The organism is Luteibacter sp. HA06, assembly GCF_054061215.1.
In genome coordinates this window covers 4,240,321-4,260,656 of the sequence record NZ_JBSSDZ010000001.1, presented here as the reverse complement: position 1 = coordinate 4,260,656, position 20,336 = coordinate 4,240,321, and the positions used below count along the sequence as shown (strand labels likewise).

The window sequence follows — 20,336 nt, the reverse complement described above, 5'->3', positions numbered from 1 at the left end:
CAGGGATCACTTCTCGACGAACGCCCGCTCGATCACATAATCCCCCGGCTCACGCGTCCGCGGCGATGCCTGAAACCCTTCGCCATCGAGCAACACGCAGATATCGTCCAGCATGGACGGACTGCCACACAGCATCACCCGGTCTTCGGCAGGATTGATCTGCGGCAGTCCCAGCGTGCGAGCCATCTCGCCATCGGCAATCGCATCGGTAATGCGGCCGCGATTGCGGAAGTCTTCGCGAGTCACCGTGGGGTAGTAACGAAGCTTCTCGCGCACCAGCGGGCCGAGGTACTCGTGCTCGGGCAGTTCCTTCTCGATGTATTCCGAGTAGGCCAGGTCGTTCACGTGGCGAACGCCATGAGCCAGCACGATCGTGTCGAAACGCTCGTAGGTTTCCGGGTCGCGGATGATCGACAGGAACGGCGCCAGGCCGGTGCCCGTGCCAAGCAGGTACAACCGCTTGCCCGGCTTGAGGTCGTTCAGCACCAGCGTGCCGGTGGGCTTGCGGCTGACGATGATGGGGTCGCCGGGCTTCAGGTGCTGCAGGCGCGAGGTCAGCGGGCCGTCCTGCACCTTGATGCTGAAGAACTCCAGGTGTTCTTCATAATGGGCACTGGCGATCGAATACGCCCGCATCAGCGGCCGGCCTTCCACTTCCAGGCCGATCATCACGAAATGTCCGCTCTCGAAGCGGAAACCCGGATCCCGCGTGGTGCGGAAGCTGAAAAGCGTGTCGTTCCAGTGGTGCACGTCGATGACGTGCTCGGTCGCCAATGCCACCATGGTGTGTTCGAGCCTCAAATGCGTAGTGACGGAGCTTCCGCGCCGTGCGTGGAAGCCGGGGGATCAGCTGGGGAAGCGGCCCGGGGAGCCGCGCTGCCTCGCGCGTCGTGGCGCCTAGGATAGTCGATAACCCCCGGGGGCCCCAAACCTCTAAGATGCAACCCCCGCTGGAACAAGGTGCCACCGATGCCGAAGCCCGACTACGCCGAGGGTCAGGTCTGGACTTACGACCACCGTGCCGGTGAGGACGACTCGCGCGTCGTCATCCGCAAGATGGGCGTCGAAGCCGAGGATGGCGAGGTGTTTCACGTCTCGATCCTGGGCGTGAAGCTGCGCAATCACCGGGTACCCGGCGGCGCCCAGCCCGCCATGCACCACGCCGCGGTGCTGCGGACGACGCTGGACAAGAGCCTGCGCGAACTGACATCGGCATCCGACCAGGACCAGGCCTGGGAGAACGGCTACGCCGTCTGGCGTCAGGCCTACGACAACGGCGACGCCGGTGTCTTCGAGCTCAGCATCGCTGAGATTCTCGGCTATATAGAAATGGTGGTCGCCGCCTCCGGCGAGGTCCGCTAGCGGTCTGTGGGAGCCGCTTCAGCAGCGACAGCCCATGTGTGGGAGCCGCTTCAGCGGCGATGGAGAGTCTGGCCTCGCCGCTTCGTTGGTTTTTCGCCGCTGAAGCGGCTCCTACATTACTTCAAAAAAAAAGAGCGCCCGGCTTCGGAAACCGGCTGGGGAGGAGCCGGAGTCCGAAGGGGGCGCAAGAGTTACACAGGGATAAGAGGTTTACGCGTTCTTAGAAGTCGTACGAAACGGACAGGCGCGCGTAGCGGGGATCCTGCGTGTAAAGCCCAACGCCGTAGATCGGATTCGGCGTGCCCGGCGAGGAGAACTCGGTCGGGTAGCGGAACGTCGGGCGCTGCTGGTTCAGGACGTTGAAGACATTCGCGGCGAAGGCCAGCCTCGACTCAGCCCATTCCGGACGGTACGTGATGCCGAGATCCAGCTGGAACGTCCACGGCAGGCGACCCGCCGCACCCGGGGGTGACGGATGGCCGTCGCAGGAGTGGTACGAGCTGCCGTAGTGGGCCGGATCCGGATTGGTCACGCCGTCGCCGTAGTAACCCAGGCAGTTCTGCGGTGCACCGCTGGCGGCCGTGACGTTACCCGAGGCCTGCCATTCCGGTGCGAACTGCCAGTAACCGTAGGCCTTGAACACGTGCGGGTGATCGTTGCCGAGCACGCCGTTCGAGTTGGCCATGACGTACTGGTTGTCCCAGTCCACGCTGCCGGCGGCGCCGGACTGGCGCGTATCGGTGCGCGACTGACCTTCGGTATCGCCGTACGAGCGCGAGAACACGTAGTCGAACTTGCCGTACCACACGCCGTCGAACTCGTGCGTCATGTAAAGCTCGGCGGAGTAGTAGCGGCGCTTCGGCTTGGGCATGCCCATCTCTTCGCGGCTGAGCGGCACTTCCTGCGCATTGCCCGCGTTGTCGAGAATCGTGAAGGTGTTGGCCTGGCCGCCATTGACCAGGTAGCAGCTGTTGGTCGAGCCGACGGTGTAGCCGAGTGCAGCAGCCTTGTCGGTCACGAGACCGATATCGCAGAAGTCATCGATGACCGAGTTGAGCTTGCGCACGGTCAGCTTGGCGCCGTAGGTCCAGTTGGCGGACAGGAGCTTGTCGAAGCCCAGGATGTACTCGTCCTGGTTCTCGGCCTTCAGCCCCTTGCCGGCAACGGTGCGCGGGTCAGGCGGAATGCCGTACGAGTTGTTGCCCGAGACGACCCCGCTGAACTGCGTGAGGCCGGTTGGCGCACCGGTTACCGGGTCGATCCCGGAATACGTGTAGTACTGCTGGGTCGCCGTGTAGCCAGCGGCTGCGCCGGTGGCCGGGCTCAGCGGCAGGCCAAGGTAGTAGCGGCCGGCATTGCCGTAGACCTTGAAGCTGCCGTCACCGTTGACGTCCCACACCGCACTCAGGCGCGGGGCCCACTGCGGCGAGGTCTGCTTGATGAAGGACTGGCCGCTCTGGTTGTAGTCGGTGAACTGGTCGTTGCGCAGGCCGAGCGAGAGCAGGACGCGATCGCTGACCTGCCACTTGTCTTCGATGTACTGCGCTTTCTGGTCAGAGCGCACGTTCACCGAGTTGGCGACGACGGCCTTGTTCACCCAATAGCCGCCCTGGCCATTCGGAAACAGGCCCGGCGCCGGCACGAAGTTCTGCCCCGGCGTGTTGTCGATCGCGACGTTCGGGTCTTTCGACTGGCCGTAGGTCCAGGTATAGCCAGGACCCGGGCTGTTCGTGCCGAACTCCAGGATCTGCGACTTCACATTGTCGATACCGACCGAGATCGTGTGATCGCCCGCCTTGTAAGCGACATCGAAGCGGAGGTTATTCGTCTTGTTGCCACGACCGGGCGAGCTGATGTCGGCGACCTGGCTGTTCTGGATGGGCCTTCCACCGTTCAGCGCCGGATTCTGCATGGTCGAGCTATCGACGCGCGAGAGGGTCGGATCGTATTCACCACCCGGCTGGTCGTAGTTCTTGTTCGACATCTTGCCGTAGCTGGCGCTCACGGTGAGGTTGTCGGTGATGTAGCCGGTGTACTTACCCAGCCACAGGGTACCGCCGGTCTTGGTGTTGTCCACCGGGCCGATGGTCGAGCTGCGCGTCAGGTTCGCGTAGTCGTACGTGTAGCGCGTGCCCGAACCCTCGCGCTTATCACCGACGTCCGTGAATTCAAGGATGTTGTTGTCGGTGATGTTCCAGTCGAGCTTGGTGTACCAGCGCGGGTCCTTGTAGACATTGTTCGACGCAGGGGTGGTGTTGCCGACTTCGTGTGACGGTGTTGTTGTTCTGCTTCTCGAACTCAGCTGCGACGAAGAAGAACAGCTTGTCCTTGACCAGCGGGCCGCCGCCGTAAACGCTGGTGGTCGTGGTCCACTGCGTGTTCTGGCTCTTCGGCTGGTAAAGGTCGCCTGCCGGGGCAGACGCCGGGACGTTGGCGTAGCGCAGGTTCGGGCCCGAGGCGCGTGCCCATTCCGGCTCCCAGATTACCTGTGCGCCAAAGTGCCATTCGTTGCTGCCGCGCTTGCCGACCTGGCTGATCACGCCGCCATCGGAGCGGCCGTACATGGCGCTGTAGCCACCCGACAGAGCTTCCTGCTGGTCGATCGCACCGTACGGCAGCTGCAGGCCACCGAGCGCGTTGAGCGGATCGGTCGTGTTGAAACCATTGATGTAGTAAGCGTTTTCGTTGGCAGCGGCACCGCCGAAGCTGACGACCGAGTTACCGTTGTCGCTCCTGAAGTTGCCGCCGTTATTGACGACACCGGGCGCCAGCGACGCGATGGCCTCGGCACTACGACCCAACGGCAGCTTGGCGAGCTGCTCGGAGGTGATGACGGTGCGCGAGTCGGTGGAGGTCACATCGATGGTGGGCAGGGCGGTACCGGTGACGGTCACGCCAGCGAGCGACGTCGCATCGGCAGCGTTGCCGGCAGGTGCCGGGGTGCCGTTGAACGACACGTCGGTGCTCGCGCCGACGCGCAGGCTCACGTCCTTGCGCGAATCGACGGTGGCACCGTCGCGCTGCAGGCTGACCGAGTAGGTGCCCAGCGGAAGCTGGTTGGCGGCGTACTTGCCGCGTGCGTCGACCTGAACTTCGCGGCGGAAGCCGTTGGTGTTCTCGATGACCACGGTTTCATTGCCCGCGACCGGCACGGTGCCGTTGATGGCGCCCGTGGTGGACTGCGCGTAGACGCTCGAAACGCCGCCCAGGCATGTACAGACTGCCAGTGCGAGTGCGCTCCTGCGAGTGAGAAACTGGTTTTTCATGTCGTCCCCGAAATGTATGCCCCGAAATGACGGCAGCACGGGTCCGCAGCGACAGCCCCCGCCATCGCTGTGAAACGGAGCCCCGAAGACCCCCTCCCGCGCTCCATCGCAAATAGGTTCATTTGTCTCGATCCAAATGAACTGGTATGACGGTTTACAGGAGGCGCCTGTAGATGTCCAGAGGTTCGAACGGCCGTTTAGATGGCTATCCGGTCGTCGTAATTCGTTGATGCGGCGCAGCATGAACGGGTGTAACTATGGGTATTTGGGTAGTATTTTGTATTTAATGGACATGACTGCCATTGCCGTCATGCACGTTTTCGGTGGTCACAAAAAACATCCAAAAGAAACGTGTGGCTTGTCCTCAGGCTTCACAAAACCTCCACATCCTTGGATCGTGGCAAATGTCGTGCCAGCATGGGCGAGCTTTTTCTCGGCCATGTGGGAGCCGCACACTTGGTCGTCTCGCGAGGAGACCTTGGTGCCCACCCTCGCTGCTCAGACAGTCCTCCGCGTTCGAAAGGGAAAGCCGCTCCGCGGCCATGTTCTTATTGGCCTACGGCCGCTCCACTTGTGCGGAACTCGCCTCGAGGGTGGACCAGGTCTCTCACGACGATACGGTCAGTGGGAAGGAGAGCCGTTGAGCGGTGTCGCTGCCGAAACCGGTCGTCACGGCCGTCGTGCTGGTACGTACATTCCGGCGCGCTGAGCGACTTCCTCGCCGCTGCGCCGCCTCGCGCGAACGATCGCGACTGGCGAGACAGTTGACCGCTTGACGATGGCGATGACCTGGCAGCCGTAGCGGCGTTGCTTCGTCGGCTCGACCCCCACGAACCTCAGGGTTCGGAAGAGTCTTCGGTGCCCACCCTCGAGGCGAGTTCCCGCCAAGTGGAGCGGCCGTAGGCCAAATAAGAACACGGGCCGCGGTAGCGGCCTTCCGGTACGAAACGCGAAGGGGTGTCTGAGCAGCGAGGGTGGGCACCGAAGGCTCTGCGCCGCTATGTCTGGGCCCGCCCTCGGCTCCTACGGGTGCCTATGGGTTCACCGGGCGTCGACCGGGGCTGCCTGACATTGGTGGCATGAAGATCGCCACCTTCAATGTCAACGGCATCCGCTCGCGGTTGGACCACGTGCTGGCCTGGCTCGAACGGGAGAGCCCGGACATCGCCTGCCTCCAGGAACTCAAGGCCACGGATGCCGCGTTCCCTGTCGACGCCATCAACGACGCCGGCTACGGTGCCCTCTGGTGTGGCCAGTCCTCATGGAACGGGGTAGCAATCCTGGCCAGGGGTGTCGATCCGGTCGAAAGCCGGCGTGGCCTCCCCGGGGACACGAAGGACACGCAGAGCCGTTACCTCGAGGCCGCCGCCCATGGCGTGCTTGTGGGTTGCCTGTACCTGCCCAACGGCAATCCCCAGCCGGGGCCCAAGTTCGACTACAAGCTGGCCTGGTTCGAGCGTTTCCTGCGCCACGCCGCGGCGCTGATGAAAAGTGGTCACCCGGTGGTGCTGGCCGGGGATTACAACGTCGTGCCCACCGACGAGGACATCTACGACCCCAAGGGTTGGCGCCGCGACGCCCTCCTGCAGCCAGAGAGCCGGGAAGCTTACGCGCGCCTGGTGGACCAGGGCTGGACCGACGCCCTGCGGGCGATCCACCCCGACGAGCGCATCTATACGTTCTGGGACTATTTTCGCCAGCACTGGCCGCGCGACCGGGGCCTGCGGATCGATCACCTCCTGCTGTCGAAGGACCTGGCGGCACGGCTGAAGGACGCCAATGTGGATCGCTGGGTGCGCGATCTGCCCAAGGCGAGCGATCACGCGCCGACCTGGGTCGAACTGGGCAAGGCGCCCCGGAAGCGCGCCGCGGCGGCGAAGAAGGTCGCGAAGCCACGTTCGTCCAGGGCCTGAGGCGGGCCGAGTTCGGGCAAAATGCCGATGAAATCGTTTACGGCCCGTGGATTGCGCCGTTCGCACTTGCCACCACCCGTACAGGTCCTAGACTAGGCAGCTATCAGGGGAGGGGGCGGACCGGGCGGTAATGAAGATCGATGGCGGCAGCGTTAATCGCCCCGAACCGGTAATGCTGAGCGAGGTTGCCGAGCGGCTGCGCAATCCCCGTATCGACCGGATCGTGGCCAGCTTCCGCGAATACCGCGTGTCGCTCATGCGCACGGTCATCCTCGGCTTCGTGGTGATCTGGACCGCGGCCTGGCTGCACGGTCCCCCGACCATGGCTGTCGAGGCTCATCGCGTTTTTCCCGTCGCGCTTGGCCTGTTCGCGGTGAGTACGCTGTGGATGCTCTTTATCCGCGCCCGGAACGAAGGCCAGAGCACCACCGTCGACGTGATCGGCAGCGTGGCTAACTTCGTCATGGTCGCGCTGCTGCTCAAGGCCGCCTTCATGCTGGTCATCACGGTGACCGCCGTGCTGCCCTTCCTGTCGGTCGCGGTCGGCGTGCGTTACAGCCGCCGGGCCTTCGCCGCCGGTGTGGTCGCGTCGGTGGCGATCCTGCTGGTCAGCGCGCCGGATGGTTACTGGATCGGACGACCCGCCTACGCGCTCTATGCGCTGGCCCTGGTGATCGTCCTGCCGATGACGCTGTACCGGATGATGGACGCTCTGCGCGAGGTATCCGCCGAGGCGATTGCCTCGCGCGAGGCGCAGCATCGCTTCATCTCCATGATGAGCCACGAGATGCGGACGCCGTTGAGTACGGTGATCCACTCGGCCTCGCTGATCGACACCTCGGTGATGAGCGAAGACCAGCGCGGACTCGTCGCCTTGCTGGCGACCAATGCCAATGCGCTCCTGCATCGGGTCAATGCGGTGCTTGACGTCGCCTCGTTTGCCGGCGGTAGCTTCACGCTGCGTCATCAGGCCTTTGCCTTCGACGAGGTGCTGGCAACGGTCGGTGCGGTGTGCCGTCCCTTTGCGGCGGAAAAACGCATCGCCTTCAGCCTGGCGCGTGACGCCTCGGTGGAAGGTGTCTTCAATGGGGACCCCGGCCGGATCGAGCAGGTGCTCTCGAACCTGGCGTCCAACGCGCTGAAGTTCACACCGCCCGGCGGCTCGGTGAATGTGCACGTGGAACTCCACGAGGGTGTCGGCGGGCGCGATCCCACGATTACCTGCAGTGTTTCGGACACGGGTATCGGCATTGCCGACGCCGACAAGCAACGCATTTTCGACCCGTTTCACCAGCTCAGCGCGGGGGAAAGCCGCCGGCAGGAAGGCGTCGGCCTGGGCTTGTACATCGTGCGTAACGTGTCCGAGCAGATGCAGGGCGGTCTGGACGTGACCGATAACCCGCTGGGCGGCGCGGTATTCACCTGGCGGTTTCCGCTGCCGCGCGCGGCAGTCGGTGCGCGCAGCACGGCGGATATGCCGCTGGTGGCCTTGCTCGACGAACACCGCTCGCGGGTCGAGTCGCAACGCTGCCTGGTGGTGGACGACAACGCGGCGAATCGCGAGATCGTCGGGCGCATCCTCGAACGTGCGGGGCACCAGGCGGTTTTCAGCGCGAACGGTGACGAAGCGCTCGCCCGTCTGGCGACGGATGGCTTCGACCTGATCTTCATGGACCTGCATATGCCGGGCAGCTCGGGATGGGACGTTCTCGGCCGCATCGACGTGATCCGTCGTACGGAGAGCGTGCCGCCCATCGTCATGCTCAGCGCGGACTCCAGCCACGACGCGGTGCGCATCGCCTTCAAGGCTGGCGCACGTGCCTACCTGACCAAACCCATCGCCGCGCAGCGCCTGCTCGACGTGATCGAATCCATCGCCGCGGAGCGACGCATGGACGAGGCCGCGCGTGGCTGGCAACAGCCAATGCTTACCGAGCTTGCGGACCGGCGTGCGGCTGCGACGCCGCTCGATGAGATGCGGGCGCTCACCAGTGCCGAGGAGTACAGGGACTTCATCGACCTGTGCTCGCGCGCCGCGGAGGGGCACCTGGACACCTTGCGCAATGCGGTGCTCTCGCGCGACATCGCCACGGCGGCCGAGTGCGTCCATGCCTTGCGCAATGTGCTGGGCAATCTCGGTGTGCCGGGTGCATCGCGCGTCTGCGATGACCTGTCGGTGTTGATCGATGCAGGCGGCGACATGCGCGCCGTCGTGGTCGAGCTGGATGCACTGGGTCGTTCCGTACGGCGATTTGTCGAAGCCCACCGGCAGAATGCGCGCACCGCTGCGGACGCGGGCGCGTGACGGCGCTCGACGAACTCGCACGCAACATCGAGCAGGACGAGCGCAGGGCCACGGCGATCAAGCCGGATAACCAGGCGCGCATCGTCTTCCATGGCGAGGCGCCGCATCGACGGCTGCCCGTGTCCGTGGTCTACCTGCACGGATTCACTGCCAGCCAGGCCGAAGGTGCCCCGGCGCATCGCGAGATAGCGGACGCGGCTGGCGCGCATCTGTTCCTCAACCGCCTCAGCGACCACGGCAGCGATGCGCCGGACGCCATGGCGGGCGCTTCGCCCGAGCGCTGGCGCGAGGAAGCACGCCGTGCGCTCGACACCGGCCTTCTGCTGGGTGAGCGCGTGCTTCTGGTCGGGACCTCCATGGGGGCTTCGCTGGCGCTCGACCTCGCGGCGAATCGGCCCGATGTCGTCGCAGGCGTGGTGGCATGGTCGCCCGGGATTCGCGTCCACGACCCTGCCCAGTTGCGTGCCGCGGTGATGCTACAGGGCGCCGTGGCGCCGCCGGGCGAGCGCTCGGCCTTCCAGCGGCGTTACTGGTCGTCGATGGTGCACACCGATGCCTATCGTGCCATCGCGCGCCTTTTCATCGAACGCATGCGGCCGGAGATCCTCCAGGACGTCGTCTGTCCAGTCTTCTTCGGCATGTGGGATGGCGGTGAGGGCGATCGCGACACACTGACCTCGGTCAGTGCCATGCGTCACGCCTTCGGCTGGTTGGGTACGGTGGCCTCGCGACGGCGGCTGGTGGCCTATGACCATGCGGCACACGTTCTTGCGTCGCCGGAGCGTTCGCCGGCCGCTGACCGGGTGCTCGCCGACTCACTCGCCTTCCTGCGCGACGCCGGCCTTACGCGCTGAAGGCGGCGCGGGGTATCGTGTCGGCTCGACGGGTGTGGGGGTGAACGAGGTGCGCTCGAGTCGCGGAATCGCTGCGTGGATACTGCTGGCACTTGGCTGGCTCGTCGTCGTGCCTTTCGCTCGTGCGACGGACAGCCGTGATCGCGCGATCGACCAGTTTTATCACACGGCGTGGACCGTTCGCGAAGGCGCACCCGGACAGGTCACGGCACTCGCGCAGACCCGTGACGGCTATCTCTGGCTTGGCACGCAGACTGGTTTGTATCGCTTCGATGGCGTGACGTTCGAGCGCTTCCGGCCGCGCGAGGGCGGCGACTTCCTCGCCTCGAGCGTCGCATCGCTCTATGCACCGTCCACCGGAGGCCTGTGGGTTGGCTTTCGCTACGGCGTGGCGAGCTTTGTCGAAGGCGATCGCGCCACTCATTATGCCGCGTCGTCGGGTTTGCCTACCGCCACCATCTACGCGATCGGCGGTACACCGGACGGCCATATCTGGGCGGCGACCTTCAATGGCCTGGCACGTCTGGATGGCCAGCGCTGGTCGCTGGTCGGTGCATCGATGGGCCTGCCCGGCAACCGCGCCCGTAACCTTCTGGTCGACCGGGAAGGCCGCCTGTGGGTGGCCACCGATCAGGCCCTCGCGTGGTTACCCAGGGATGGCAAGCGTTTCGAAGTCGCCACGCGAGCCGTCGGTCGCGTCAACCGCATCGCTCAGGCGCCGGATGGCACGATCTGGGTTGCCGAAGCCGACGGCGGCGTACGGCCTGCGTGGGCGGACGGAGAAACGCCAGAGGATCGCGGCCCGAGCCTGAATCTTTCGTCCGCCGGCCTGCTGTTCGATCGCGATGGCGCGTTGTGGATGCCTACGCTTGGCGACGGTATCCGCCGCGTGCCGCGCGTGCGCGACCTGCCGCGCGAGCGGATCGACGCCTCCGGCACAGCCGCGCAGCGTTTCGTCGAGCGCGACGGACTGAGCTCGGACTACCTCAGTGCGGTGATCCAGGATCGCGAGGGCAATATCTGGGTCGGCGGCAGTCGTGGCCTCGATCGCTTCCGCGTCAGTCGCCTGTTGCCGGCGCCGCTGTCGCCGGGCGCTACCGATTTCGCGCTGGTTGCCGCCCAGGGCCACGGCGTGTGGGTGGGCACAAAGAATCGCCCCTTGACGCATGTGGACGCGAGCAGCGTCATGCCGGGTGAGTTTCCCGAAGCCGTCACGGCAGCGTCCCGCGACAGCGAAGGCACCTGGCTGGGAGGGCCGCACGGGCTGTGGCGCCTGCACGACGGTGCAGCACAGCCTTTCTCTCCGTTGCCCGCCGAGGATTACACCGGCGTGCAGGCCATTCTCGGCGACGGCAAGGGCGGTGCATGGCTGTCGATCAACCGGCCGGGTATCTACCACTACAGCGAAGGCAAGTGGATTTACGACCCGCTGCCGTCGATTGCGAACGACCCGGCGCCCCTGGTTCTTCTGATGGATGCGCGGAAGCGACTGTGGATGGCTTTCGCACGCAACACGATCGTCATTCGCGAGGCCGGTCACGACACCATGCTGGGGACAGCGGACGGCCTCGCTGTCGGTAACGTCACGGCGCTCCTGGAGGATCGCGACGCGATGTGGCTCGGCGGCGAACTCGGAATTGCCGTGGTCGTCGGCCGGAAAGCGCATACGGTGTCTACGCTTGGAGAGCCTCTGCGCGGCGTGTCGGGCCTGGTGCGCGACAGGCGTGGCGATTACTGGGCGAATACCGCGCAAGGGGTGGCACGTATCGGCAGTGCCCATATGCAACGCGCTTTGCAGGATCCGTCGTATCGCCCCCCGGTTACCTTGTTCAATTCACTCGACGGCTTGCCCGGCACGCCGGCGCAGTTCCGGCCGCTGCCGACCGCTGTGGTTGCCGACGATGGTCGCCTCTGGTTTGCTACCACCAGCGGGGTGGTCTCGATCGATCCGGCCAACGTGCCGCGCAATCCGTTGCCGCCGCCTGTATCGATCCGGTCGGTCACGACGGATATGGGCAACTGGCCCGTCGGCCCGACCGTGAACCTTCCCGCGCGCACCGAGCGCCTGCGCATTGGCTATACGGCCACCAGCCTTTCGATGCCCGAGCGCGTACGCTTTCGCTATCGCATGGAAGGCATCGATACGCGCTGGCGCGATGCCGGTACCGAGCGCGAAGCGGTCTATACCGACCCGCCGCCGGGCAGTTATCGATTCAGGGTCACGGCGGCGAACGAAGACGGCGTGTGGAACGAGGAGGGAGCCTCGGTCACGGTGGTCATCGCGCCGACGTTTTTCCAGACCACGTGGTTCGTGGTCATCTGCATGCTCATCGCCTTCGTCGCACTCTGGCTGGCTTTCCTGGTACGCATGCGCCGCATGGAAGCGCAGTTGCGTGCGCGTCTGCATGAGCGCCACGCGGAGCGCGAGCGTATCGCCCGTGAATTGCACGATACCTTGCTGCAAAGCATCCAGGGCCTGACCATGCGTTTCCAGGCCATCGCCAATCGCGTGCCTGCGGAACAGCCGCTGCGCATCGCCATGGAGGGCGCGCTGGATCGCGCCGAAGAAGCGCTGGTGGAGGCGCGCGATCGTGTGCGCGACCTGCGCGGGCATGCCGGGGAATCACTCGCACTCGACGTTGCCCTGGTCGAGCTGGCGCGTGTCTATGCCACCGAGCACACGGTGCCGGTGCTGGTGGATGCAGGCATCGACATGCGCGACATGGACCCGCTGGCGCGCGACGAGTTGTACGGGATCGCCCGTGAAGCGGTCCACAACGCGATCGCGCATGCGGAAGCCTCGCGCATCGATGTCCTGATCACGTCCGAAGGCGCCGAGCTACTATTGATCGTTCGCGACGATGGTCGCGGTATCGACGACGCCGTGCTTCGTAGCGGTGGCCGCGCAGGGCACTGGGGTCTTCGTGGCATCCAGGAACGTGCGCAGGCGATTGGCGGTACGGCTGCCTTCGCCTCGCGCGTCGAGGGTGGTACCGAGGTGATCGTGCGTGCCGCGATGAACCGGGTATTTCCTTCGCGAGCGTCGTGGTGGCGCCGCTGGTGGCGGGGGCGTAGTCAGTAAGCCCCCGCCATTCGCTCAGCGAAAGCCGCCAGCCGCGTCGATCAACGAACCGCTGACCCATTGCGCATCCGCCGAGGCGAGGAAGGCGACAACCGTAGCGACATCGTTCGGCTGGCCAAGACGTCCGAGTGGCGTCGCGCCGACCATGTACGTTTCGAAGTCCGCGCTTCCTTCCATGGCATTGAAGCCCTCGGTGGCTGTCGCGCCTGGATTCACGGCATTGACGCGAATACCCTTCGGGCCGAGTTCCTTGGCCAGTACGCGCGTGATGATGTTCAGCGCGCCCTTGGTTCCCGCGTAGACGACCGAGTTCGGCATGGCCATCTCGCCTGCGATCGAGCCGATGTTGATGATGCTGCCACCTTCGGCCGGGAACAGTTTCAACGCGGCCTGGCTGGACATGATCAGTCCGGTGACATTGACGTCGAACATCTTCGTGATGTCGGCGCGGGTGACGGCCTCGAGGGGTCCGAACGTATAGACGCCCGCATTGTTCACCAGGATATCCAGGCGTCCGTAAGCCGTACGCACGCCTTCGAACAGGGTGGTGACGCCCTCTTCGGTAGCGACACTCGCACCGACGGCGACGGCTTCACCGCCGGCGGCCTTGATCTCGGCGACCACGCGCTCGCCGTCGGCCTTGCTCGAGGCGTAGTTGACGACAACGGAAGCGCCCTGCGCGGCCAGTTCACGAGCGATGGCGGCGCCGATGCCCTTGGAAGCCCCCGTGACAAGGGCGACTTTGCCCGCGAGGCGGCGCTGGGGAGCGGTTTTAACCTGAGCATTCATGGCGGTGTTTCTCTGGGATAAGAAAGAGGACGCCACTGTGATTCATGCGCGAGACCGCGTGTAGTATGTCCAGACGACTTATTCTTATACGTGGAAGACATGAGTGACCGGCTGGCTGCGCTTCGCCTTTTCGTCCGTGTCGCTCGCACGGGGAGCTTTTCTCGTGGCGGTCGCGCGCTGGGGCTCTCGCAACCGTCGGCGTCGCGCGCGATAGCCTCGCTGGAGGCCGAGGTGGGCGTCGCGCTGTTTACCCGCTCCACGCGTGCTGTTGTACTGACTGATGCGGGCTCCGATTATCTGGTCCGCATCGAAGCGCTCCTTGCCGGTCTCGACGAGGCAGATGAGGCGGCTCGCGGAACGGGCGCGTTGCGCGGCCTGCTCCGCGTTGCGCTTCCCACCAGCCTCGCGTCGCGCGAAGTCGTGCCGCGTTTGCCAGCCTTTATCGACGCCCACCCCGCGCTTCGTATCGAACTGCGTGTCGAGGACCAGCGGCAGGATCTGCTGCGCGAAGGTATCGACGTGGCGCTTCGGTTCGGCGCGCTGGCCGACTCCTCTGCCGTGGCACGTCTGGTGAGTAGTAATCCACGGCTTTTAGCGGCGGCACCATCGTACCTGGCGAAGGCGGGCCCGCTTGCGCACCCCGACGACCTCGCCACACACCGCATCGTGCTGGGCCCGCCCGGAACGACGCCTGGCGCCTGGTCATTCGAAAGGGACGGACGCACCATCTCCGCTTCCGTGGAAAGCCAGCTCACCGTGACCTCGAACGAGGGTGCGGTGGCTGCTGCCGTCGCGGGTCTGGGCATCGTGTCGACGGGATATTGGGGCTGTCGCAACGAGCTCGACGCCGGCCTGTTAATGCCGGTGCTCGGCGAGTGGAAGCTAGCTCCCTCGCCACTCTATGCAGTCTTTCCGGCCGGCCGCGCGGCGACCGCTGCGGCACGCGCTTTCATCGAATATCTCGCGCAGGGCCTGGGGCAGCATGGCTGAGGTAACAACGCTCGCCTCGTTGATCGCAGGCCTGACGGCCGATGACCGCTGGCGTGCGCCAGAAGCGTTCCTCGCGCGCGCCGATGCAATCGACCGTCTCGATCTCCACCTGTCGGGCGGGAAGGATCACTCGTTGCGCGTGGCGGGGCTGCGCCTGATCGACACCATGGAAGCGATCGACCGCGAGCTCTTCGAGCGCGTGCGCGGACGCATCAGGCAGGGCGATCGGCAGGCGCTATCGCCATGGACGGGAGGGGAGGCACTACCGGGGCAGCATTACGACGCGCTCGACGCGTTGCTTGCCGGGGTACTGGCGATCGACGAACCCGGCATCGACGCGCCGGTGTCCCCGCCAGAGATGGTCTTCTACCAGCCATCGCCGGCGCGGCACATCATGGATGGGATCCGGCGTGCGTCGATCGTCGTGGGTGACGTCGTGCTCGACCTGGGTGCAGGGCTCGGCCACGTGCCGATGCTGGTGCATGTTCTTACGGGAGCACGCACGCGGGGTGTCGAGCGAGAGCCGGCGTACGTAGACAGCGCGGCACGGGCCGCGTCGGCCCTGGCGTTGGGTCAGGTGAGCTTCGTGGCGGGTGACGCCCGTGAGGCGGACCTTGCCGACGTGAACGTCTTCTACCTGTTCACGCCGTTCCTGGGCACGGTGCTGCGCGACATGCTGGCCCGGATCGAAGCCGAGGCGGCATTGCGGCCACTGCGCGTTGTCGTGCTGGGGCCGTGCGCGCGAACGTTCGCGCGGATACCTTGGCTACACAGCGACGACCCCGATCCGTCGGCGACGGATCGCATTGTGGTGTTTCGTTCGTCGCGCCAGGCGCCGTAGCACCGGCTCACCAGCGCCCGCGACCGCCACCGAAGTTGTTGTTGGCGCCGCCGATCGAGATGCTGACGCCCCCAGTGGGGTGCTCGCAGTCGCCAAAGGCCTGGCTGAGACTGACCGCACCGCCCTGGTAGCTGCCGCTGCCGCCGTGGCTGGAGCTGACCACGCCGGTGGTGATGCTGCCATGGACCTGAGGCTTGTTATAGGTGGCGTCGTCGCAGCGCGGCGCGCCGCTGTCGGCCTCGGTATTGGCCATGCGACCGCTGGTATCGCCGTAATAGGCACCCGGCGGGTCTTTCGGACGAGAACGCGTAACGGCCACGTTGGCACCGCCGTTCTTCGGGGCGGTGCCGGCGACGCTGCTGGCTGACGCCGGAGCGGCGGCCGTGCTGGCCGGCGCGGGGACGTAATCGGCAGGCAGCCGCAGGTTCAGGGGCTTGCTGGCGTCCTGCGCCCAGGCGGACGTGGCGGTGAGGGCGAGAGCGGCGAGGACGGCGATGGCTTTCATGGGGAGCTCCGGGGACAGACTCTCGAACGCTCGAGAGCGCGTCCGGTGTACCGGCCTTTGAAAGCCGGATGCCGGTCGGAGTTCCCGGCCGGCAGCATCCACCTTACTCCGCGAGCGCCTCGTCGGCGTCCTCGGGCACGCTCTCGCCGAGGCGGGCGCGCAGGGTGTCGATCTCGCGGCGCAGGTTGCGGTTCTCGGCTTCCAGGTCGGCGACCTGCTCGCGCAAGGCCATGACTTCGTCGGTCGGCTTCTCACGGGGCTTGCGCTTGGACTCGCGAACCCGCTTGGCGGCCTGCTTCAGCTCGTCGTCGCCTGCCGTCGCGGCGGCGCGCTGCTCCTCCGCGGGCAGGCTGGCCACGGCGGCGCCCGCGCTGATCGACAAGGCGCCGGACTTCACCGCGGCGACCACCTCGGGGGCGGCTTCCTTGCGGATCTTCTCGATCATGCCGACCTGGTTGCTGCTGATCCGGGCCTCGCGGGCGATGTCCTTGCGGCTGTCGGCCGGCGCGGGCTTGGGGGCCTTGGGTGCGGCGGGCTGGGCGTCGGTGGTGTCGAAGGGCACATCCGACTCGGCCAGCTGCGCCCGACGCTCGGCGAGGATCTCGCGCTTGCGCAGGGCGAGCACGCCGCGCTGGAAATCCGACACGCTGCGCCGGCCCAGATGCTGCTCGATCATCCACAGGTGCACGTCGTCGATCGAACGGAAGCGCTCGTTCTGCACGGTCTGGAAGGGGATGTCGTGCTTGCGGCAGATGCCGTAGCGGTTGTGACCATCGACCAGGGTGTCGCCCCAGAGCACCAGCGTGTCGCGGCAACCCTCCGACAGCAGGCTGCGCTCCAGCGACTCGTACTCGTCGGGCGTCAGCGGGTCGATGTAGGCCTTGAGTTCTTCGTTGACGACGATGTGCATGAGGAGCTGCCCGGTAAACCACAACCCACCATTCTACCGGAACGCCCGGAAGGGGCCGAGGTATTCCAGGCGCTCAATTCCCTCGGTCCCATTTTTGTTGCAAACTTGCAGGCGTCGTGGCAGGGGATTCCACGACCCACAAGGGACAACGGGAAGATCACGATGACTGAATTTGCAAGGAAGTTGGCAGCCGCGCTCGCGCTGTCGTTGTTCGCACTTGTCGCACAGGCCTCTCCCGTTTCGGAGCTGCCGTGGAAATTCGGACCCACCAAGGTGCAGGTGGGTCCCCAGGCGACGCTGGACGTGCCCAAAGGCTACGCCTTCCTCGACCCCGAAGGCACCAAGCGCCTCAACGTGCTGATGGAAAACCCACCCGACCAGAAAGACACCTTTACCCTGGCGCCGGACGACATGGCGTGGACGGCATTCTTCGACTACGACGACATCGGCTACGTCAAAGACGACGAAAAGCTCGATGCCGACGACATCCTGAAAAACGTTCGCGAAGGCACCGAGGAAAGTAACAAGGAGCGTCGCTCGCGCGGCTGGGACACGCTCACGCTTATCGGCTGGAAGAATCCGCCGCAGTACGACAACGAGTTCAAATCGCTCGCGTGGTCGTTCATTGCGCGCAACGACAAGTCACAGACCGAAGTGGTGAATTACAACGCGCGCATCCTTGGCCGCAGTGGCGTGATGAACGTGGTCCTGGTTGCCAGTCCGAACGAACTCACCACCGCCGTCACCCAGTTCAAGGGCACGATGGGTGGCTTCACGTTCGCACCGGGGCAGGCGTATACGGATTTCCATAGCGGGGACCGCGTAGCCGAATACGGTCTCGCCGCGCTCATCACCGGCGGCGTGGCTGCCGTGGCCGCGAAAAAGGGTTTCTTTGCGGTGATCGGTACGTTCCTTGCGGCGGCGTGGAAGTTCATCCTGATTGGCTTCGCTGCCGTCAGTGGAGCGATCAAACGCCTGTTCACGCGCAAGAAGGCCTGACAAGCACCATGCTGCTCACATCGTGGTGGCTGCTCGCCGGCGTCACAGGCATGTATGTCTATGACGCCGTCCTGCTGCTTTACCACAACGAAGTCGTCTTCTTCGAACGGCGCGACGGTTCGTGGTCGTTCTCGGCGGGCTCGGAGTTCGAGCTCGGGGGACGCCATGTCTATGTGCCCGCGTTGCTGGCACCCCATCGCGCCGTGCTGCGCCTTCGCTGGTCGTCACAGCAGTCGCTGTCACGCCTGTCGCTTCCGCGCGGCCTGCGTGCATGGCGAATCGGTGTCGCCGCCTCGGCGGTACCGGTGATGCTGGTCGCCGTCGTCTTTGCGGTGCTTCCTGTTGTGCTGCTCGGCTCCGTGCTCACGCTTCTGGCCTGGATGCTTGTCGTGTATGCGACGATCGCCTTCGCCGTGATGCGCGTATGGCGCCTTCGTAAAGTGACAGGCCTTGGCGGCAAAGAGTTCGCCGGCATCGCCTCGGATGCGCTTCTGTGTGCCCCGTACGCGCTCGACCTGGTGCGCAAGCAGGGCATGCGCGCTGCCGAACGGTTCGACCTGGTGTCTACGGCCCATCGCTTGCTGGACGCAGGGGAGCGCGCGCGGCTGGTCGAAACGTTGCGCGCGAAGGTGAAGCGGCAAATGGATATCGAAGACGCGGACAGCGAACGTCATGCTCAGCTCACGACTTACCTCGATACCATCGAAGGCGCACTCACATGACCCTGGCGGATATCGTCGTTATCGCGATATGCCTCGCGATCGGTTACAAATTCGTCACGACGGTGATGAGCAAGCCGGTCGAGCCGTCGGCCGACGGCAATCGCCGCCCCGAACCGCCGAACCTGTTCCAGCGTCAACCACCCTGGCACGATGTGCTCGGCGTGCCACCCGACGCGACTCACGAACAAATCGTCAGTGCCTACCGTTCGCAGATGAGCCAGTACCACCCGGACAAGGTCGCCACCCTCGGCCCGGAAATCCGGGCGCTCGCCGAGCAGCGGGCGAAGGAACTCAATGCGGCGTATGCGGAAGCGACGGGTGCTCGGTAAGTCAGACCACTCGGCGGGTCAGAAGATGATGTAGGGATAGGGGTAGGGCGTTATGGGCTTGTCGCAATACGCGAGGCCCTCGGCGTAGAGCTCGTCGTGTGACAGACCGCTATGGGCCTTGCCGTATTTCTGTTCCGATTCGATCGGGTGCGCGTCGAGATAGGCCTTCGCGGCGACCAGCCCCTGGGCATCCTTCGTCCTGCATGCGGCATATCGCGGCATCACCGAGAGCTTGATCACACTCGTGCGCAAGCGCATGGCTTCACTACGGCGGTGAACGGCAACATCATCGTCGCCGATCAATCGCAAGTCGACGCGAATCTCGCCGAGCTGTTCATTGCGATCATTGTCCTGGATCATCATGCCAAGGGTGGCGTTGTAGAGTTGGGGCGAGAACTTCATGCCGCCCCAGAACGCCAGCAACGCGACGGCTAGCCAGATGACGTGGACCAGCCAGCGCCGGCGCCTCGGTGCCGCAATGGCGGAGTCGGTCATGGGCATCCTTTCTCTATGACGGGTGGGGTGATCGTAGCGGACGGCACGTGGCACCGGGCGGGGCACTTGAAACCGGCGCAACTAGTCAACTATATTGACTATCAACCAAGTTGATCAGGTGCGCGCCATGACACGCGACCCGTCCCCCTGGTACGAAGACATCGTTGTTCCCGCCCTGCTCCGGCATGCCCGCGGAACCTATGCCGTCGCCATGCGCCGCGCGCTGGATGACGCCGGCTACGACGACATCCCTGAGAACGGCCTTTACGTGATCGGCGGTCTCGCCAACGGTGCCGGCGACGTGCCATTGGGTCGTCTGGTCCAGGAACTCCGCATTTCGAAGCAGGCCGCTGGGCAACTCGTCGATACCCTGGTCACTCGCGGCTACCTTGCTCGCGACGGAGATCCCCTGGACCGCCGAAGGTTGGTGATTACGCTGACGGAGCGCGGCGGCGATGCCGCCGCGGTGCAAGGCGCGGCGCGCGACCGCATCGATGCGGACCTGCATGCGCGTATTGGCGACAGTGGTCTGCGAGCTCTGAAGCGCGGCCTCGCCGCACTGGTTGAAATCGGCCGCGAGGGGAAAACGCCATGACGATGGAAACGGTAGAGATCAAGGCCTTCGTACCCGCGAAGGATTTCGAACTGTCGAAACGCTTCTATACGGATATCGGTTTCACCGTGGGCTGGTCATCCGACGACCTCGCCTATGTCAGTACTGGAAACACCAGCTTTCTATTGCAGAAGTTCTACGTCCGCGAACACGCGAAGAACTTCATGATGCACCTGCTTGTTCTGGATGTGGAAGCTTGGTGGCAGCACGTGCAAGCGCAGGACATTGCCGGGCGCTATGGCGTACGTATCGTCCCGCCGGCAGACCAGCCCTGGGGCATGCGCGACTTCGTGGTGATCGATCCGGCGGGCGTGCTCTGGCGCATTGGCCAGAACATCGACGTGCCCTGATCCACGGGGCG

General features: G+C 65.1%; 18 protein-coding genes and 1 pseudogene. 12 read left to right on the top strand and 7 right to left on the bottom strand.

The features are described 5' to 3' along the window. Window positions 1–6: 6 nt before the first annotated feature. Window positions 7–783 (bottom strand): ferredoxin--NADP reductase, encoded by a 777-nt coding sequence (locus ACVWWJ_RS19715; RefSeq protein WP_159891688.1) that lies wholly within the window; start codon window positions 781–783, stop codon window positions 7–9. A gap of 186 nt (window positions 784–969) precedes the next feature. Between ACVWWJ_RS19715 and ACVWWJ_RS19710 the strand changes: the two genes are divergently transcribed. Further along, complete coding sequence (locus tag ACVWWJ_RS19710; protein ID WP_159891686.1) at window positions 970–1,362, top strand: hypothetical protein; 393 nt, start codon at window positions 970–972, stop codon at window positions 1,360–1,362. A 220-nt stretch (window positions 1,363–1,582) separates the two neighbouring features. Here ACVWWJ_RS19710 and ACVWWJ_RS19705 read toward each other — a convergent pair whose 3' ends face one another. Both ACVWWJ_RS19705 and ACVWWJ_RS19700 read right to left on the bottom strand, forming a co-directional pair. Next, a complete protein-coding gene (locus ACVWWJ_RS19705) occupies window positions 1,583–3,439 on the bottom strand; it encodes a hypothetical protein (RefSeq protein ID WP_456969173.1) in 1,857 nt (618 codons plus the stop codon). 91 nt (window positions 3,440–3,530) lie between these two features. Next, entirely contained in the window at window positions 3,531–4,628 is a 1,098-nt protein-coding gene (locus ACVWWJ_RS19700) for a TonB-dependent receptor plug domain-containing protein (protein ID WP_456969172.1), read from the bottom strand. A 1,079-nt stretch (window positions 4,629–5,707) separates the two neighbouring features. Here ACVWWJ_RS19700 and xth point away from each other — a divergent pair. The 4 genes and pseudogenes from xth to ACVWWJ_RS19680 form a co-directional block, all read left to right on the top strand. Next, a pseudogene (gene xth, locus ACVWWJ_RS19695) lies at window positions 5,708–6,538 on the top strand (exodeoxyribonuclease III); the annotation flags it as partial. A 133-nt stretch (window positions 6,539–6,671) separates the two neighbouring features. Beyond that, window positions 6,672–8,846 carry an ATP-binding response regulator gene (locus ACVWWJ_RS19690; protein ID WP_456969171.1) on the top strand — a complete coding sequence of 725 codons (2,175 nt, stop codon included), beginning with the start codon at window positions 6,672–6,674 and terminating at the stop codon, window positions 8,844–8,846. Then, entirely contained in the window at window positions 8,843–9,700 is an 858-nt protein-coding gene (locus tag ACVWWJ_RS19685; protein WP_159891680.1) for an alpha/beta fold hydrolase, read from the top strand. The genes ACVWWJ_RS19690 and ACVWWJ_RS19685 overlap by 4 nt, the downstream gene beginning before the upstream one ends. 40 nt (window positions 9,701–9,740) lie before the next feature. After that, window positions 9,741–12,782: a sensor histidine kinase gene (locus ACVWWJ_RS19680; RefSeq protein WP_456969170.1), complete on the top strand. Its 3,042-nt coding sequence runs from the start codon at window positions 9,741–9,743 to the stop codon at window positions 12,780–12,782. A 15-nt stretch (window positions 12,783–12,797) separates the two neighbouring features. Here the strand turns inward: ACVWWJ_RS19680 and ACVWWJ_RS19675 are convergent, their stop codons facing one another. Beyond that, a complete protein-coding gene (locus tag ACVWWJ_RS19675; protein ID WP_456969169.1) occupies window positions 12,798–13,571 on the bottom strand; it encodes an SDR family NAD(P)-dependent oxidoreductase in 774 nt (257 codons plus the stop codon). Window positions 13,572–13,670: 99 nt separating this feature from the next. Between ACVWWJ_RS19675 and ACVWWJ_RS19670 the strand changes: the two genes are divergently transcribed. Together ACVWWJ_RS19670 and ACVWWJ_RS19665 are read left to right on the top strand one after the other, a co-directional pair. Next, the gene (locus tag ACVWWJ_RS19670; RefSeq protein WP_456969168.1) at window positions 13,671–14,561 is read left to right on the top strand and encodes a LysR substrate-binding domain-containing protein; all 891 of its coding nucleotides are present in this window, start codon (window positions 13,671–13,673) and stop codon (window positions 14,559–14,561) included. Next, window positions 14,554–15,402, top strand: coding sequence for a class I SAM-dependent methyltransferase (locus tag ACVWWJ_RS19665; protein ID WP_456969167.1), 849 nt, complete (start codon window positions 14,554–14,556; stop codon window positions 15,400–15,402). The genes ACVWWJ_RS19670 and ACVWWJ_RS19665 overlap by 8 nt, the downstream gene beginning before the upstream one ends. A gap of 7 nt (window positions 15,403–15,409) precedes the next feature. On the opposite strand, the gene ACVWWJ_RS19660 is transcribed toward ACVWWJ_RS19665, so the two are convergent. Together ACVWWJ_RS19660 and ACVWWJ_RS19655 are read right to left on the bottom strand one after the other, a co-directional pair. Then, window positions 15,410–15,907: a hypothetical protein gene (locus ACVWWJ_RS19660; RefSeq protein ID WP_456969166.1), complete on the bottom strand. Its 498-nt coding sequence runs from the start codon at window positions 15,905–15,907 to the stop codon at window positions 15,410–15,412. Window positions 15,908–16,010: 103 nt separating this feature from the next. Further along, window positions 16,011–16,817: a plasmid replication/partition related protein gene (locus tag ACVWWJ_RS19655; protein WP_456969165.1), complete on the bottom strand. Its 807-nt coding sequence runs from the start codon at window positions 16,815–16,817 to the stop codon at window positions 16,011–16,013. A 162-nt stretch (window positions 16,818–16,979) separates the two neighbouring features. Between ACVWWJ_RS19655 and ACVWWJ_RS19650 the strand changes: the two genes are divergently transcribed. Genes ACVWWJ_RS19650 through ACVWWJ_RS19640 form a run of 3 tightly spaced genes read left to right on the top strand, consistent with a single transcriptional unit; the run spans window position 16,980 to window position 18,867 of the window. Beyond that, window positions 16,980–17,816, top strand: coding sequence for a DUF2167 domain-containing protein (locus ACVWWJ_RS19650; RefSeq protein WP_159897113.1), 837 nt, complete (start codon window positions 16,980–16,982; stop codon window positions 17,814–17,816). 8 nt (window positions 17,817–17,824) lie between these two features. Continuing rightward, window positions 17,825–18,538, top strand: coding sequence for a hypothetical protein (locus ACVWWJ_RS19645; protein WP_456969164.1), 714 nt, complete (start codon window positions 17,825–17,827; stop codon window positions 18,536–18,538). Continuing rightward, the gene (locus tag ACVWWJ_RS19640; RefSeq protein ID WP_456969163.1) at window positions 18,535–18,867 is read left to right on the top strand and encodes a J domain-containing protein; all 333 of its coding nucleotides are present in this window, start codon (window positions 18,535–18,537) and stop codon (window positions 18,865–18,867) included. The genes ACVWWJ_RS19645 and ACVWWJ_RS19640 overlap by 4 nt, the downstream gene beginning before the upstream one ends. Before the next feature lie 18 nt (window positions 18,868–18,885). On the opposite strand, the gene ACVWWJ_RS19635 is transcribed toward ACVWWJ_RS19640, so the two are convergent. After that, window positions 18,886–19,362, bottom strand: a complete 477-nt coding sequence (locus tag ACVWWJ_RS19635) for a hypothetical protein (RefSeq protein WP_456969162.1) — start codon at window positions 19,360–19,362, stop codon at window positions 18,886–18,888. Window positions 19,363–19,489: 127 nt separating this feature from the next. Here ACVWWJ_RS19635 and ACVWWJ_RS19630 point away from each other — a divergent pair, with 127 nt between their 5' ends. Next, window positions 19,490–19,957 (top strand): MarR family winged helix-turn-helix transcriptional regulator, encoded by a 468-nt coding sequence (locus tag ACVWWJ_RS19630; RefSeq protein WP_456969161.1) that lies wholly within the window; start codon window positions 19,490–19,492, stop codon window positions 19,955–19,957. Continuing rightward, on the top strand, window positions 19,954–20,325 hold the full coding sequence (locus ACVWWJ_RS19625; protein WP_456969160.1) for a VOC family protein: 372 nt from the start codon (window positions 19,954–19,956) through the stop codon (window positions 20,323–20,325). Before ACVWWJ_RS19630 ends, ACVWWJ_RS19625 begins: the two co-directional genes overlap by 4 nt. Window positions 20,326–20,336: the final 11 nt, after the last annotated feature.